This is a genomic window from Chryseobacterium sediminis (assembly GCF_008386505.1).
GTDB classification, from domain to species: Bacteria; Bacteroidota; Bacteroidia; order Flavobacteriales; family Weeksellaceae; genus Chryseobacterium; species Chryseobacterium sediminis.
Map to the genome: position 1 here is coordinate 234,268 of NZ_VUNZ01000005.1, position 14,648 is coordinate 248,915.

The following is a 14,648-nucleotide window of genomic DNA, read 5'->3' on the forward strand; positions in this document are numbered from 1 at the left end:
CTGTATGTCTTATTCAGTTCCTATGTTTTTTGTATGTTTGTTACGTCAAGCAATTAATAAATTTATTACATTCAAATTAAAATATGGATTTCGGAGACTTTATCATTTCACCAAGAAATTTCAAAACAGAAAGCTGGCAGATAGGAAATCGGATTACAAAAGATATCAAAGAAGACAGTATTGTTCTTTTGTTTGTGTCTGATTACAGAGGAGTGGGCGGAGATGCAGAAGTGCAGGATTTTACAGCCGTGAGGAAAGAGTTTTATAAACTTTCGCAGATGGATTTTGAAATTCCTGTTGTAGATCTTGGAGATCTGGTGTCTGGGAAATCTGTGCAGGATACCCATTATATTTTGCAGGAAGTACTGTCGGCATGTCATTACAAAAGAGCAATTCCGGTGATTGTGGGTGGATCTAATGATTTTGCCTTTTCATTATTCTCTGCTCTGAATTTTCATCAGAAAAATATCAACTATACCCAGATCAGTAATATTATTTCCCTTCAGCAGGGTGAAACAATCAATGAACATACTTTTTTGGGCAAAATCTTTGGAGCCAAAAATTTTTCCATTAAAAATTATCATCATTTAGGATATCAAAAGCATTTGAATGAAATGGATTCTGTAAGATTGATCAAAGAAGTAGAATTTGATATCATCCGTCTTGCTGAAATGATGAATTCTACAGAAAAAACAGAACCTTTTTTCAGAAAAGCAGATCTGGTAACAGTAAATTGTGATGCTGTGGAAAGTTTCAGCGAACCCTTTTCCATGAATCCACAGGTAAATGGACTAAACAGAAGAGAGATTTGTGCCTATATGAAAGAAATCGGATTGAGTGAAAATCTGAAATCTGTAGGGATCTTTAATTATAATATTTATTCAGAAAACCAGTTGAATCACCAGCTTTTAGCACAAATGTTATGGTATCTGATTGAAGGAATCAATATCCAGCATTCCCACCCGAAAGAAAGACATTATGAACTGTTTTATGTTTTGATAGACGACAGGCAGTATGCTTTCAAGCGTGATACTTTCAGTAATTTGTGGTATTTTGGTGATGATGAAAATATAGAAAACTGCATTCCGTGTTCCAGAAAAGATTTTGATGAAGCTAAAAAAGGCTGGCTGAATGCAAGACTGACGAAAATGTAATGTATGACAAATGTTCCCCCAAAAGTATCCGTTATTGTTCCTGTTTATAATGTCGAAAATTATCTGACAAAATGCCTTGACTCTCTGGTAAAACAAAGTCTTTCCAGCATTGAGATTCTTGTAGTGAACGATGGTAGTAAAGATGATTCTGGAAAAATCATAGAAGAATATGCACAAAGATATCCGGAAAAAATAAAAGCTTTTACCAAAGAAAACGGAGGTTTAAGTGATGCCCGCAATTTTGGTCTTGACAGGGCGGCCGGAGATTATATAGGCTTTGTAGACAGTGATGATTATGTCTCCGAAACGATGTTTGAAGAAATGCTTCAGTTGGGAGAGAAACATCAGGCAAAAATGGTGATCTGCAATATTCAGAAAGTTGACGAAACCGGGAAGGTTACCCAAAAACTGACTCAGCTTCCTAACATGTCCGAGAAAATTAACCTTGAAAGTAATTTTTCAGTATTCTCAGATATCAGCTATTTTGCATGCAATAAACTCTTCAAAAAAGAACTTTTTAATCAGAGAAGATTTAAAAAAGGAGTTCATTTTGAAGATATTCAGCTGATTCCACAACTTTTATTGGACTGCGATGCTATTGCCCAAACCCAAAATTTCCATTATCAATATCTTGAACGTACAGATTCTATTACAAAAACCCATACAGAAAAAGGACTTGATATGCTGAAAGCAGTGGCTGATGTGGAAAAAGTATTCAATGAATCTCAATATTCTCAAAAAAAAGAAGAATTAAAAAACTTTCAGATTTTTGAAGGAGTTTATTCATATCTGGCTTATCTGGCCTTTGTGAAAAAAGAGGAGATATTTTATCATATGTCTGATCAGTTGTTTCTTTTTATGAAGGAAAGACAAATAAAAATTCAAGATATATTGAAGTATAGTCGTTTTGGTAAGAATTATCTTTTATCTTTGCCTCTGAAGAAAAAAATTTTTTATCTGCTGTTTTTTGGAGGACAGCAAAGGTTGATAAGAAAGCTAATTTAATAAACACAAATGTACGTGCTGTTGTTTCGGGCAATAGAAAATGATGATGAAGTTCTTTATAAGGCCTGCATTATAAGTTTTTATTGAGAGATACAAGTGCTGAATAAAAAAGAATGAAAAATTTTGAATTGTTCTTAAGCGGATCGGGAATACCTATTTTCTATATAAAAATAGGACTTGGTTTCGTATTCGCCTTTTTAATTACCTTTTTCTCTATTCCTACCATTGTCAAGATCTCAAGAAGAAAGAATCTGATGGATGAGCCTGGGATAAGAAGTTCGCATCTTAGAGAAATTCCCAACCTTGGTGGAATTGCCATTTTCTATTCAATTGGAATCTGTGCCTCTATTTTTGCCTATGAGTTGTTTGATCTTTACAAATTTTTATTTGCCTCATTAATTATCCTGCTCTATGTAGGGGTAATGGATGATATTGTTGTGATGAGGGCTTATAAAAAACTTGTTGCACAAATTGTAGTATCTTCACTGATAGTTATTGGTTCAGATATCAGAATAAGAAGCTTATTTGGAATACTTGGAGTGTATGAGCTGGAATATTTTGTAAGTGTTCTGTTCAGTATTATCACCTTTATTATTCTGATCAACGCTTTCAACCTGATCGATGGGATAGACGGATTGGCAGGTGGTTATTCTGTAATCTGCAGCGCTTTATTTGGAATAAGTTATTACCGACTGGGAGAATATAATTATCCGCTGGTTGTATTATCTGTTGTAATTATTGGGACTGTATTGGCCTTCCTGTATTATAACCTGTCCAACTACCGTACCCTTAAAATATTTATGGGAGATACCGGATCCATGCTGCTTGGCTTCTTACTGGCCTTTACCTCCATTTGTTTCATAGATATTTTTATTGATAAAAATCTGGTAGATGTACCAAGGTATCACCTTCAGTCTGCTCCGGTAGTTGCTGTAGCGATCCTGATTCTTCCGATCGTAGATACATTAAATGTCATTATTATCAGACTTTATAATAAAAAATCACCATTCGACGCAGATAAAAACCACATTCACCATAAGCTGTTGAGACTAAATCTTACCCATAGAAGATCTACTTTTTATATCATTCTTTACTATTTGATGATTGTGGGGGTTGCTTATTATTTAAGACATATTGATGTCAATCTGTTATTATTGGTGATTATTTCATTAGGCTTTTTCGGTGCTTATCTGCCAGATTTGTTATATCGATTAAGAAATAACAAAAATTAACAATTAAATATTACTTTTGTAAACAATATTCAAAATATGATGAAGAATTTTAAGTATTTATTTTTAATATTCCCTTTTTTAGTTACTTCATGTATCACAACAAAGGATGTGAGGTACCTACAGCCAAGCGAAAGCCTTGTCATTAACGAAGAAGGTCTTATCCCGTACAATATTCCCGTGTACAGGATTACCAAAAATGACATCCTTAATCTTAATATTGTGACGACTCCCAAAGGAGATGCAGCACAGTTTTATTCCTCTTACAATACTTCAGGCGGAGTTGCCGGTGGAGGGGTGACAAGTTCTGCAATATCAGGAGGTGGTAATGTAGGAGGTATAGTTGGTGGTAATGCCGGAGGAGGTAGAGGCGGAAATATGAACTTTTATTTTAACGGACTGAAGGTGGATTCCAATGGAGATATCAATGTGTTCGGGATCGGATATGTAAAAGCTGAAGGAAGAACCCTAGATGATATTACAAAAGAAATACAGGATAAAGTAAATGAAAATTTCCAGGAAGGTAAATCCGAAGTACGACTGAATACAGACGGTATTACCTATTATATTCTTGGTGATGTGGAAACTACAGGACTTTCAGGCGAAAAAGTAGCCCACAAAAATACTCTTACCATTACAGAGGCATTGGCTATTAACGGCGGATTAAACAGAACTATTGATAAAAAAGAAGTCGTTATCCACAGAAAACTTCCGGAAGGAATCAAAATTGCCAAAATAGATCTTACCCGTGAAGACCTTATGAACTCTCCTTATTATTATGTCCAGAACGGAGACGAAATTTATCTGAATACAAGAGCGAAAAGCTTGAATGGATTCGGAAAAGACCCAATCCAGACTTTGACTACAGGAGTTTCTGTAATTACCACAGCATTGTCTATTTATTTACTCCTTAAAAATCTTTAGTCATGATTCCAGAAAGAGTAAACACTGCAGAGAAGAAAAATTCTCAGAAAGATATATCCGGGACATTTGCATTATTTGATTTAGAACACTTTTTAAGAAGGATTCTTAAAAACTGGTACTGGTTTGTAGTGATGTTGGTCATTGGCTATGCTATAGCATGGGTATATAGTAAATATTATGCACAAAATATTTATGCATCAGATTTATCATTAAGTACCTCTAGTAACGCTTCCGAATTTCTGCCTACTCAGTCTAACCAATCTATTAACTTCATTTGGGGAGATACAGGAAATCAGGATGGGCTTTATTTGAAGAAAATGCTTTTATCCCGATCTCACAACGAATTTTTGGTGAAAGAATTAGATCTTTTTGTAAACTATTCTACTAAAGGACTTATAAAATCCACTTATCTTGACAAAGATGATTCACCCGTTTTTCTTCAGATTGATAAAAAACACCTTCAGCAGATCAATTACCCTATTACGCTGATACCGAAAGGAAATGGGGCATATGAAGTAATTTTACCCGAAGAAGGAGAATCTACAAACTTATATAACTATGAAGTAGAAGGATTCCAGGATATTAACTCTTATAGCAGGCCAGCAGATAAAACCATCAAAATTAATGAGTGGTATAATTCTCCTAACCTGAGATTCAGACTGCTTAAAAACCCTGTTCCTACCAAAATTAAGCTGGATAATATTATTATTAACCTGAACTCTGTCAACCAGAGTGTAGATGAAATTGTTTCTACCACAGGTGTAGACTTTGATAAAGAAATCAGGTCTATAATGATTATTACTAAAAAAGGATACAACCTTAATAGTACGGTTAATTTCCTGAATAAATCTGTTGCAGAACTGCAGAAAAAGCGACTGGCAGATAAAAATATCGTTAATAAGAATACAGACATCTTCTTAAAAGATAATCTTGGGAACGTCCGTAAAAAACTTGATTCAAGTGCGAATGTGCTTAATTATTTAAAAACTTCTGAAAAACTTTATAACATTAAAGACAGAGATGAAAAATCTCTTGAAAAAATAAAAGAACTTGAAGCTAAAAAAGCAGATATCATCAGCAAAATCAGTTCTCTGAACAATATTAAGAATACACTTCAGTCTCAGAATTTCGATAAAATGATCGGAACAAATGCTGCAGGTTTTGAAGATGGTGTTTTCTCAGCAACGGTTTCTGAACTTAAAGCTTTATATACCAAAAGATCAGAAATGGCCACTATTTATAAGCCGTCATCAGAACCTATGAGAGAAATCAACAGGCTTATTGATGAAGCAAAAATGGGGTCATCCAATAGTTTGAGAAACTATTACAACAGATATTATGAAGAAATCAATAAAATAGATCGTGAAATGGCTGGTGCCAATTCTGATTTAGCGACTTATCCTGAAAAAGAAAGAAAATATCTTGATGCAGAGAGAGGTTATAACATGATTGAAGCTACTTATAACAGTCTTTTGGGCAGACAGAGTGATACTCAGATGAGAATGGCTACCAATCAGTCTGATATAACCGTTATTGACCCGGCTAAAAATTTAGGACAAAGACCAATTGGGCCTAATGTGAAATTAGCAAAAACAGCTATTATTTCAGGAATGTTGCTACTGCCACTGTTATTTATCCTTATTGGTGAAGTATTTGACAGCAAGATCCGAAATATCAAAGAACTTTTAAGTGCTACAAAAATTCCACTTCTTGGGGTTATTGGAAATAACAGCAATGAAAATATGCTTACCGTTCTGGAACAGCCAAAATCATCTGTATCAGAAGCTTTCAGGGGGATAAGAGCCAATATGAGATTTTTGATGGATAATGAAGATCAAAAAGGTAAGGTTATATTAATCACATCATCTATCGGAGGAGAAGGGAAAACTTATATTTCCATTAACCTGGCATCTGTAATAGGATTAAGTGATAAAAAAACAATCCTATTGGGGATGGACCTTAGAAAACCAAAAATCTTCGGAGACTTCAAGATTGATAATAAATATGGTATTTCAAATTATCTGACCGGAGAAGTAGGAATTGATCAGATTGTCAATAAAACAAAAATTCCAAATCTGGATGTTGCCACTTCTGGACCTATTCCTCCTAACCCTTCTGAGCTTTTAATGAGTCAGAGAAACATCAGATTTATAGAAGAACTGAAAGAAAAATATGATTTCATTATTATAGATTCACCACCGGTAGGACTTGTAGCGGATTCATATGAGCTAATGAAGCATTCTGATGCCAATATTTATGTAGTACGTCATGAATATACAGAAAAGTATATGCTGAAAATGATTACGGAAAAGTATCATAATGATGAAATCGATAATTTGGGACTTGTTTATAATGATTATAATACAAAACAGGGTTACGGTTACGGTTATGGCTACGGATATGGCTACGGTTACGGATATTTTGATGAAGATAAAAATTATAAAGAGCCATTACTGATAAGGATCAGAAATAAAGTACAGGTATTATTTAATAAAAAATAAAGCATTAAACCCCCATTTAATGGGGGTTTTTTCATATTTAATGTATTTTCATTCTATGAAAAAAAGAATATTTTTGCCACTTTGCCGTTTACTTTATAACAAATTATGTTTTTTTGTTTATTTTTAACTAAACATTAAGATTATCATTAATATAAAAATGTTTTATATTTGCAAAAATTAAATTTTAAAATAACCATAAATCCATATTCTTTTATGAATAAAAAATTATTGTTTAGCTTCCTTGCCTTCCTTGGAATGGTAAGTGTTAAAGCACAAAGAAACGAATTGGGAGTTCGTCTAGGTATGAGTAACCTAGTGGGAGATGTAGGAAGGACAAATTATATTTTACAGAAGCCGTTGGATTTAAACAGAGTGTCAGATTGGGGCATCCCATTTTATGGAGGTTTGTTATACAGATTTAATTTTAACCCGCATCAGACTGTTAGATTGGATTTAGGATACAACCAGGTTCAGTTTAGTGATAAAGCTGCGAAAGAAGATTATAGAAGAAATAGAAACTCATACGGAAAAAATAACGTGTATGAGGCGAGTTTAATGTTTGAATATAACTTTTTCCCTGTAAATAATGAGCAGATCAGCATGCTGAGCCCTTATATCTTCGGAGGGGTTGGTGCTTTGATGTTTGATGCTCCTAAAGCTACTCTTATGAATGATTTCAGAAGAGATGCGGATGGTGTGGCGCAGGCTCCAATCAATGAATTGGATTTTACTACGAAAACAGAATATTCATTAGGGAAAAAAGTAACAATGCATATTCCTTTTGGTGTGGGTTTGAAGTATAAATTTAACCATTCTTGGGCAATATTTGCAGAAGCTACATTCAGATATACATTGACGGATCAGTTGGATCATAGTAAGATCCTTGACAAAGATGTAATAACTTCTTTTAATGCAGATATTTTGGACCCGGCAACCGGAGGTTCATTATTGCAGTCAGGAAATTACTATGCAGTTTCTAAGGAAAGAGAAGCAGAGTTTATTAAAAAGAGAAATATTGGAGATAGTAGATCGAAGGACTGGATGAATACTTTCAGTTTAGGACTTACGTATTCGTTCGGAAGACCTCCATGTTATTGTGAATAATATGTCGTTGATTAAAGATAAAATAAATTCTGAGAATTTACCAAAGCACGTAGCCATCATTATGGATGGTAATGGAAGATGGGCTAAATCACGTGGCGAAGAAAGAACTTTCGGTCACAAAAATGCCATTAATGCAGTAAGAAATGCTATTAATGCATGTAATGAGATTAATATCCCTTACTTAACACTTTATACATTCTCTTCGGAAAATTGGAGCCGTCCAACTGAAGAAGTGAATACTCTGATGAACCTGTTGGTAGAAACCTTACTGCTTGAGGCAGAAGAGATCTTCAGCAAAGGATTGAGAATGCATGTGATAGGTAACCTGGAAAAACTCCCTGCTTTAGTAAAAGAGCAGTTGGAACGTGTGGTAGAACTCACAAAAGAAAACACAAAAGGAAACCTTGTATTGGCTATAAGCTATGGCTCACAAAATGAAATATTGGAAGCCGTTAAAAATATAAGTTCTGATGTAAAAGAAGGAAAAGTAGAGGTAGAAAATATTAACGAAGGTTTATTTGAAAGCTATCTTTATACAAAAGATTTTCCTCCTGTAGACTTACTGATCAGAACCAGCGGTGAAATAAGAATAAGTAATTTCCTGCTTTGGCAGATTGCTTATGCAGAACTACAGTTTTTAAATGTTCTGTGGCCGGACTTTACCAAAGATATTTTCTTCCAATGTATTGTTGATTATCAAAACAAAGAAAGAAGATACGGGTTAACCGGTGAGCAAGTAAAAGGCCAATAAAATTTTAAGAAAAGAAAGACTCGATAAAATGAAGTTTAGACTATTACCCATCATTATGTTTGCTGCTTCTGCACATTTTTATGGACAAGTAACTCCACAAGACAGCACAAAAGTAAATAATGCTGTTCATGCAGAAAATGAGGCAGGAACTTATACACTTAAAGACATCGTTGTAGATGGGGTAAAAAAATATACACCAGCTCAGATCTTAAGATTTACAGGTCTTACCAAGGGAGAAAGCGTAGACATTCCAGGACAGAAAATCAGCAATGCTGTTAAAAAACTTTGGGATACCCAATCTTTTTCTGAAGTGGAGGTTTATGTTCAAAGCATTGAAGGACAGACAATCGTTCTGAAATTTCACCTGCAGGATCTGAAAGAGCTTGGAGAAGTAAAATTCGCAGGAAAAGGAATTGGTAAATCTAAAAGTGAAAAACTGGCAAAGGATAACAACCTTAAGCCAGGAACTAAGATTACTCAAAACTTAGTTTCTAGTCTTAAAACGAATGTCCCTAAAGATTATATTAAAAAAGGTTTTGCAGATGCCAAAATCAGTATTCAGGATAAAGTAAACGCGGGAGATCCTGCTTTAGTAGACTGGACCATCAATGTAGAGAAAGGGAAAAGAATTAAGATTGATCATATTGAATTTGAAGGAAACGAAAATGTAACCGATAGAAAGCTGAGAAACAAAGCTTTCAAAGAAACAAAACAAAAACGTTTCGGTATTGGTGGTATTTTGAAATCCTCAAAATTCATTGAAGATAAATATCAGGAAGATAAGCAAGGTCTTATCAGTTATTATAACTCCCTGGGATATAGAGATGCAAAAATCGTTTCAGACTCAGTTTGGAGAAATAAAAGAAATAACTACGAAATCAATGTAAAACTTAACGAGGGTAAAAAATATTACATCGGGGACGTTACGTTCACAGGTAATACCGTATACTCTACAGAATATTTACAAAGATTATTAGGATACAAAAAAGGAGATATTTACGATGCTGTAGGATTCAACAAAAAAGTTGGAGAAGACGGAGGTAAAGAAGATGATTCAGATATTAAATCTGTTTACATGAACAATGGTTACCTTTTCTCCAATGTAACACCTGTTGAGAAATCAGTGTCAGGAGATGCTGTAAATCTTGAAGTTAGAATTAATGAAGGAGAGCAGGCTACTTGGAATAAAGTAACATGGCAGGGGAATACTACAACCCATGACCACGTAATTCTAAGAGCATTAAGAACAAAACCGGGAGAGCTATTTAAGAAAACTGAAATTAAAAGAACTTACTTTGATTTAGCAGGGATGTCATTCTTTGACCCTCAGCAGATCGGTCAGGATATTCAGCCAAACCAGGTAGATAATACCGTTGATATTAACTGGAAACTGGTAGAAAAAGGGTCTTCTCAGGTACAGCTGCAGGCTGGTTACGGTGGTAACAGCTTCATCGGTACTTTAGGATTGACTTTTAATAACTTCTCATTAAAGAACTTCCTTAAGTTTAAAGACTTCAAACCAGTACCTCAGGGAGACGGGCAAACGTTCTCTATTCAGGTTCAGGCCGGACAGTACTTCCAGAATTATGGGGTGTCATTTACAGAACCATGGTTATTTGGTACAAGACCAACAGCCCTTTCTGTAAGTTTAAATAACTCAAGAGTAAGATATACAGATCAATACGGAGCTGCTCAAAAATTGAATATTTTCTCCGCTTCAGTAGGTTTAAACAGACTATTGAACTGGCCGGATGATTATTTCTCACTTTATACAGGATTACAGTTCCAGAAGTATGACTTCAATAACTATCCTTTCCAGTTTGGAAATACTACAGAAACTAATGGTACTGCCAATAACTTTAGTGTAAACTTAGGATTGAGCAGAAACTCAGCCGGTATCGACCCTATCTTCCCGACAATGGGATCCAATATTGAGCTTTCAGCAAAACTGACTCCTCCATACTCATTGTTTAAAAAGAAAGATTATTCTACTATGTCAGCTATTGACAAATATAAGTGGATGGAATTCTATAAGATTAAATTCAAGGCAGATGTATACAATGAAATCATTGGAAAACTTGTCTTAAGATCTTCTGCGGAAATGGGATTCATGGACGGATATAACAGCCAATTGGGGGCTCCGCCATTTGAAAGATTCTATATGGGAGGTACAGGTCTTTTCGGAGGTAGATATGACGGTAGAGAATTAATTCCTTTAAGAGGATATGAAAATGCCAGTACAGAAGGAGGCCAGGCAGATGATATTACGCAGACAGGTGGGGGTACAATCTATAACAGATTTACTTTAGAATTAAGATACCCAATCTCAATGAGCCAGACTGCAAAAATCTATGCATTGACATTTGCTGAAGGTGGTAACGTATGGAACTCATGGAGTTCTTACAGCCCATTCCAGTTGAAAAGATCAGTCGGAATTGGAGTAAGAGTTTATATGGGAGCATTTGGATTGATCGGATTTGACTTCGCACTAGGTCTTGATAAGACATTATCAGGTGATAAGTCCGGATGGAGAAACCACTTCTTGATGAACCAAACATTATAATTACAAATATGAAGCACTTTAAAATAATTTTCACATTCGCATTACTTTTGCTTTTTGGATTCAGCAATGCCCAGAAAATTGGAGTAGTGGATACTAATGAAATTTTAAATAAATTACCTCAGTATAAAGAAGCTGAAGCAAGACTGAATTCTCAGATCGATACATGGGAGTCAGAACTTCAAACTCTTCAATCTGAATATGAAAGAAAAAAAGCTGCTTTTGAAAGTGAAAAAGTATTATTGATAGGTGACCAGCTTAAATTGAGAGAAAAAGAAGTTGTAGACCTTGATAAAAATATTAAAACGACTACTAGCTTACGTTTTGGAGCTAACGGTGAAATTACAAAACTGAGAACAAACCTTGTTTTGCCTTTTCAGGATCAGATTTGGGGAGCCATCAAAACAATGTCCGAAAAAAATGGATTGGGCATAGTTCTTGATAAAAGCAATAACATTAGTGTTATTTTCCTTCAATCAAAATATGATTACACCGAAAAAGTATTGTCTATTCTATTGAAAGGAACAGACAAGAAGGAAAAAACAAATAGCAAAAGCAAAAAATAATTTTTAAAATTAACTTTTGCTATATTTTAAAATCTAAAAACAAATTAAATTATTTATTTACCAATTATGAAAAAATTAAGTGTATTATTTGCAGCAGTAATGATGGTTGTATCTGTAGGTATGGCAAAAGCTCAAAAAATTGCTACTTTAGATGTAATGGGAGTTCTTAACGCTATGCCGGAGAAAAAGAAAGCAGATGCTGATCTTAAAACATTCTTAGATACTAAACAAGCTGAGATTAAGAAAAAAGCTGACGCAGCTCAAACTAAATATCAGCAATATCAAACAGAAGCTCCGAAAAAAACAGCTGACGAAAACGCAGCAAGAGAAGCTGAAATGAAAAAATTAGCTGAAGAAATCCAGCAAATGCAGGACAAAGCTCAAAAAGATCTACAGGCTAAGCAGGATTTGGCTTTCGGACCAGTTGAGAAAAAACTGAACGATGCAGTAGAAAAAGTAGCTAAAGCTAACGGATACGATTATATTATGGATGCTAACTCAACTGCATTCCTTTATAAAGCAGGACCAGACGCTACTCCAGCTGTGAAGAAAGAACTAGGAGTTCAATAATTTCAGCAAATTAACAAAGATTTATAAAACTAACCACCTCTTTTAGAGGTGGTTTTTTTATTTTTGCGGAATGGAAAAAGAAGTATCAACTACGGTAAAAGTTAGGTTTAGTGACTGTGATCCCATCGGACATTTGAATAATGTAAAATATCTTGATTATATGTTCAATGCCAGAGAAGATCATGTAGAAACATTTTATGGATTTACATACGAAGAATATACCAAGAAAACCGGCTGTACCTGGATTGCCATTCAAAATGAAATAGCTTATATAAAAGAAGTAAGATATAACACTCAGGTTGTAATCAGCAGCAAAACCATCGATGTACAGGATAGAACTGCAAAAGTTGAAATCCTGATGAAAAGTTTAGATGAAAAAACAATTCATGCCGTACTTTGGGTAACTGTTATTTATTTCAATGTCAAAACAAGAAAATCTGAAGTTCATCCCGAAGATATCAAAGAAATTTTCGACAAGTTTTATGTAGATTTGATTCAGAAAGACTTCCAGTCAAGAGTGAAGTTTTTAAGAAGCCAAAATGCAAAAAATTCTTAGTCAGAAACTCTTATTGAAGATTCCAATTTAAAAATTAATAATATATAAATGAAAAAAATAGCAGTAATAGGAAGCAACGGACAATTAGGAAACTGCATTAGAAAAATAGCTCCAGACTTTGAACATCAATATGAATTCTTATTTACAGACTCATCCACTCTTGATGTTACCAATGAAGATCAGGTGAACGACTTCTTTTATGACAACAAACCTGATTACTGCATCAATGCTTCAGCATATACAGCGGTAGATCTTGCTGAAACCGAAAAAGAAAAAGCTTTTGCGGTAAATGCTGATGGTGTAGCTCACCTTGCTCAGGCGTGTGCAGATTTCAAATCTACCCTGATCCATATTTCTACAGACTATGTTTTTGATGGAACTACAAACCTTCCATACGCTGAAGACGATTTTACCAATCCAATAGGAGTATATGGAGAATCAAAAAGAAAAGGAGAAGAACTTGCTCTGGAAATTAATCCTAAAACCATTATCCTGAGAACCTCATGGCTGTACTCAGAATTCAATAAGAACTTTGTGAAAACTATGTTGAATCTTTTCTCTCAGAAAAAAGAATTGGGAATAGTTGCTGATCAGTTTGGACAGCCAACCAATGCAAATGACCTGGCAGAAGCTATCATGGAAATCATCGAAGCCCATCATAAAACCTATGGTATCTTCCACTTCTCAAACTATCCGGAGACCACATGGTTTGAATTTGCCAAAAAAATTGCTGAATTTTCAAAATCTTCAGTAAAATTGAATCCATTAACAACCGAACAGTATCCAACACCTGCCAAAAGACCCGTAAGAAGTACAATGTCTTTGGATAAAATAGAAGAGACTTACAAAATAGAACCCAAACATTGGGAAAACAGTCTTGAAGAATGTGTTGATACACTTTTACAATAATAATATATATGAAGAATATTGCAATCATCTTTTCTGTACTGTGTATCCAGCTTTTAAACGCACAAAATGTTTATTTGACTAAAGTCGAAAAAACAAATGATAATCCGGATAAATTCTTTTATAAAAAAGAAGGCGCTGCTGATGCCGTTTATTTAGGAGAAGTAGAAGTTCAGGGCTTTTCAAAAGATGATGCGCTTATATTTTCCTTAGTTTATAAAAAAGCAAAAGAGATCGGTGCCAATACTTTTGAATTAAAACCTTTTGAAAATGTAGATGGAACAGCTCAGGCATTCAATGCCGCCAATTATAAGATTGCTTTATATTATACACCTAAAGAAAAATTGGCAGCCCAGCATGGCGAGATGTATATATTTGCATCCTCTGAAAAAGATCAGAAAATAAACATCAACCGTAAAGACTATATTATTTCTCCAAGATCATTTTTAAAATTAAAAATTGTTCCGGGAGAAATCTATACAATTTCAACCAAAAAACTGTTAGGTTCTACTGTCAAAGTTCAGCCAAAAACGAATGATGATAACTTATACTTTCAGGTTTCTTCCTTAAAAGTAAAGCCGGATAACTCGGGAGTAGGAGGTTTGAATCTAAAATCCGGCGATATTATCGGTCTGGAAAAGTCTTATGCCGAATTTTTGAGTGCTATTTACAAAGAAAGCAACCCTTAAGCAATAGGCTGTAGCAGCATTATTACTGGTTTTACTTTTGGTAAATTTAAATTAAGAACAATTGTTTAAAATTTTTCACTCTGCTTTCCAGTGGATTAGGGCTTAATATTACGAAACGGTAAAATTTATGTTA

13 protein-coding genes are annotated in these 14,648 nt (G+C 34.4%); all 13 read left to right on the plus strand.

Annotation, left to right across the window (positions count from 1 at the left end; genetic code table 11):
• Positions 1-83: 83 nt before the first annotated feature.
• The 13 genes from FW780_RS20905 to FW780_RS20965 all read left to right on the plus strand — a co-directional run bounded on the left by FW780_RS20905 (position 84) and on the right by FW780_RS20965 (position 14,515).
• Positions 84-1,154, plus strand: coding sequence for a formimidoylglutamase (locus FW780_RS20905; protein ID WP_149835533.1), 1,071 nt, complete (start codon positions 84-86; stop codon positions 1,152-1,154).
• Between the two features lie 3 nt (positions 1,155-1,157).
• Positions 1,158-2,159, plus strand: a complete 1,002-nt coding sequence (locus tag FW780_RS20910; RefSeq protein WP_149835534.1) for a glycosyltransferase family 2 protein — start codon at positions 1,158-1,160, stop codon at positions 2,157-2,159.
• 113 nt (positions 2,160-2,272) lie between these two features.
• Positions 2,273-3,391, plus strand: coding sequence for a glycosyltransferase family 4 protein (locus FW780_RS20915; RefSeq protein WP_149835535.1), 1,119 nt, complete (start codon positions 2,273-2,275; stop codon positions 3,389-3,391).
• Positions 3,392-3,427: 36 nt separating this feature from the next.
• Positions 3,428-4,312 carry a polysaccharide biosynthesis/export family protein gene (locus FW780_RS20920; protein WP_149835536.1) on the plus strand — a complete coding sequence of 295 codons (885 nt, stop codon included), beginning with the start codon at positions 3,428-3,430 and terminating at the stop codon, positions 4,310-4,312.
• A gap of 2 nt (positions 4,313-4,314) precedes the next feature.
• Positions 4,315-6,813 carry a polysaccharide biosynthesis tyrosine autokinase gene (locus FW780_RS20925; RefSeq protein ID WP_149835537.1) on the plus strand — a complete coding sequence of 833 codons (2,499 nt, stop codon included), beginning with the start codon at positions 4,315-4,317 and terminating at the stop codon, positions 6,811-6,813.
• A gap of 213 nt (positions 6,814-7,026) precedes the next feature.
• On the plus strand, positions 7,027-7,917 hold the full coding sequence (porG, locus tag FW780_RS20930) for a type IX secretion system protein PorG (RefSeq protein WP_149835538.1): 891 nt from the start codon (positions 7,027-7,029) through the stop codon (positions 7,915-7,917).
• Between the two features lies 1 nt (position 7,918).
• Positions 7,919-8,668 (plus strand): isoprenyl transferase, encoded by a 750-nt coding sequence (locus FW780_RS20935; RefSeq protein WP_149835539.1) that lies wholly within the window; start codon positions 7,919-7,921, stop codon positions 8,666-8,668.
• Positions 8,669-8,696: 28 nt separating this feature from the next.
• A complete protein-coding gene (gene bamA / locus FW780_RS20940; protein WP_149835540.1) occupies positions 8,697-11,231 on the plus strand; it encodes an outer membrane protein assembly factor BamA in 2,535 nt (844 codons plus the stop codon).
• Positions 11,232-11,239: 8 nt separating this feature from the next.
• Positions 11,240-11,794, plus strand: a complete 555-nt coding sequence (locus FW780_RS20945) for an OmpH family outer membrane protein (protein WP_149835541.1) — start codon at positions 11,240-11,242, stop codon at positions 11,792-11,794.
• 66 nt (positions 11,795-11,860) lie between these two features.
• Entirely contained in the window at positions 11,861-12,364 is a 504-nt protein-coding gene (locus FW780_RS20950; RefSeq protein ID WP_047377419.1) for an OmpH family outer membrane protein, read from the plus strand.
• 70 nt (positions 12,365-12,434) lie between these two features.
• Positions 12,435-12,920, plus strand: a complete 486-nt coding sequence (locus FW780_RS20955; protein ID WP_149835542.1) for an acyl-CoA thioesterase — start codon at positions 12,435-12,437, stop codon at positions 12,918-12,920.
• A 48-nt stretch (positions 12,921-12,968) separates the two neighbouring features.
• Positions 12,969-13,829, plus strand: a complete 861-nt coding sequence (gene rfbD / locus FW780_RS20960; protein ID WP_149835543.1) for a dTDP-4-dehydrorhamnose reductase — start codon at positions 12,969-12,971, stop codon at positions 13,827-13,829.
• Positions 13,830-13,837: 8 nt separating this feature from the next.
• Entirely contained in the window at positions 13,838-14,515 is a 678-nt protein-coding gene (locus FW780_RS20965; protein ID WP_149835544.1) for a hypothetical protein, read from the plus strand.
• Positions 14,516-14,648: the final 133 nt, after the last annotated feature.

What these genes read in the sequence shown, in the direction of transcription:
- FW780_RS20905 (WP_149835533.1), top strand. Translation starts at nt 84, where the DNA reads ATGGATTTCGGAGACTTTATCATTTCACCAAGAAATTTCAAAACAGAA.
- FW780_RS20910 (WP_149835534.1), top strand. Translation starts at nt 1,158, where the DNA reads ATGACAAATGTTCCCCCAAAAGTATCCGTTATTGTTCCTGTTTATAAT.
- FW780_RS20915 (WP_149835535.1), top strand. Translation starts at nt 2,273, where the DNA reads ATGAAAAATTTTGAATTGTTCTTAAGCGGATCGGGAATACCTATTTTC.
- FW780_RS20920 (WP_149835536.1), top strand. Translation starts at nt 3,428, where the DNA reads ATGATGAAGAATTTTAAGTATTTATTTTTAATATTCCCTTTTTTAGTT.
- FW780_RS20925 (WP_149835537.1), top strand. Translation starts at nt 4,315, where the DNA reads ATGATTCCAGAAAGAGTAAACACTGCAGAGAAGAAAAATTCTCAGAAA.
- porG (WP_149835538.1), top strand. Translation starts at nt 7,027, where the DNA reads ATGAATAAAAAATTATTGTTTAGCTTCCTTGCCTTCCTTGGAATGGTA.
- FW780_RS20935 (WP_149835539.1), top strand. Translation starts at nt 7,919, where the DNA reads ATGTCGTTGATTAAAGATAAAATAAATTCTGAGAATTTACCAAAGCAC.
- bamA (WP_149835540.1), top strand. Translation starts at nt 8,697, where the DNA reads ATGAAGTTTAGACTATTACCCATCATTATGTTTGCTGCTTCTGCACAT.
- FW780_RS20945 (WP_149835541.1), top strand. Translation starts at nt 11,240, where the DNA reads ATGAAGCACTTTAAAATAATTTTCACATTCGCATTACTTTTGCTTTTT.
- FW780_RS20950 (WP_047377419.1), top strand. Translation starts at nt 11,861, where the DNA reads ATGAAAAAATTAAGTGTATTATTTGCAGCAGTAATGATGGTTGTATCT.
- FW780_RS20955 (WP_149835542.1), top strand. Translation starts at nt 12,435, where the DNA reads ATGGAAAAAGAAGTATCAACTACGGTAAAAGTTAGGTTTAGTGACTGT.
- rfbD (WP_149835543.1), top strand. Translation starts at nt 12,969, where the DNA reads ATGAAAAAAATAGCAGTAATAGGAAGCAACGGACAATTAGGAAACTGC.
- FW780_RS20965 (WP_149835544.1), top strand. Translation starts at nt 13,838, where the DNA reads ATGAAGAATATTGCAATCATCTTTTCTGTACTGTGTATCCAGCTTTTA.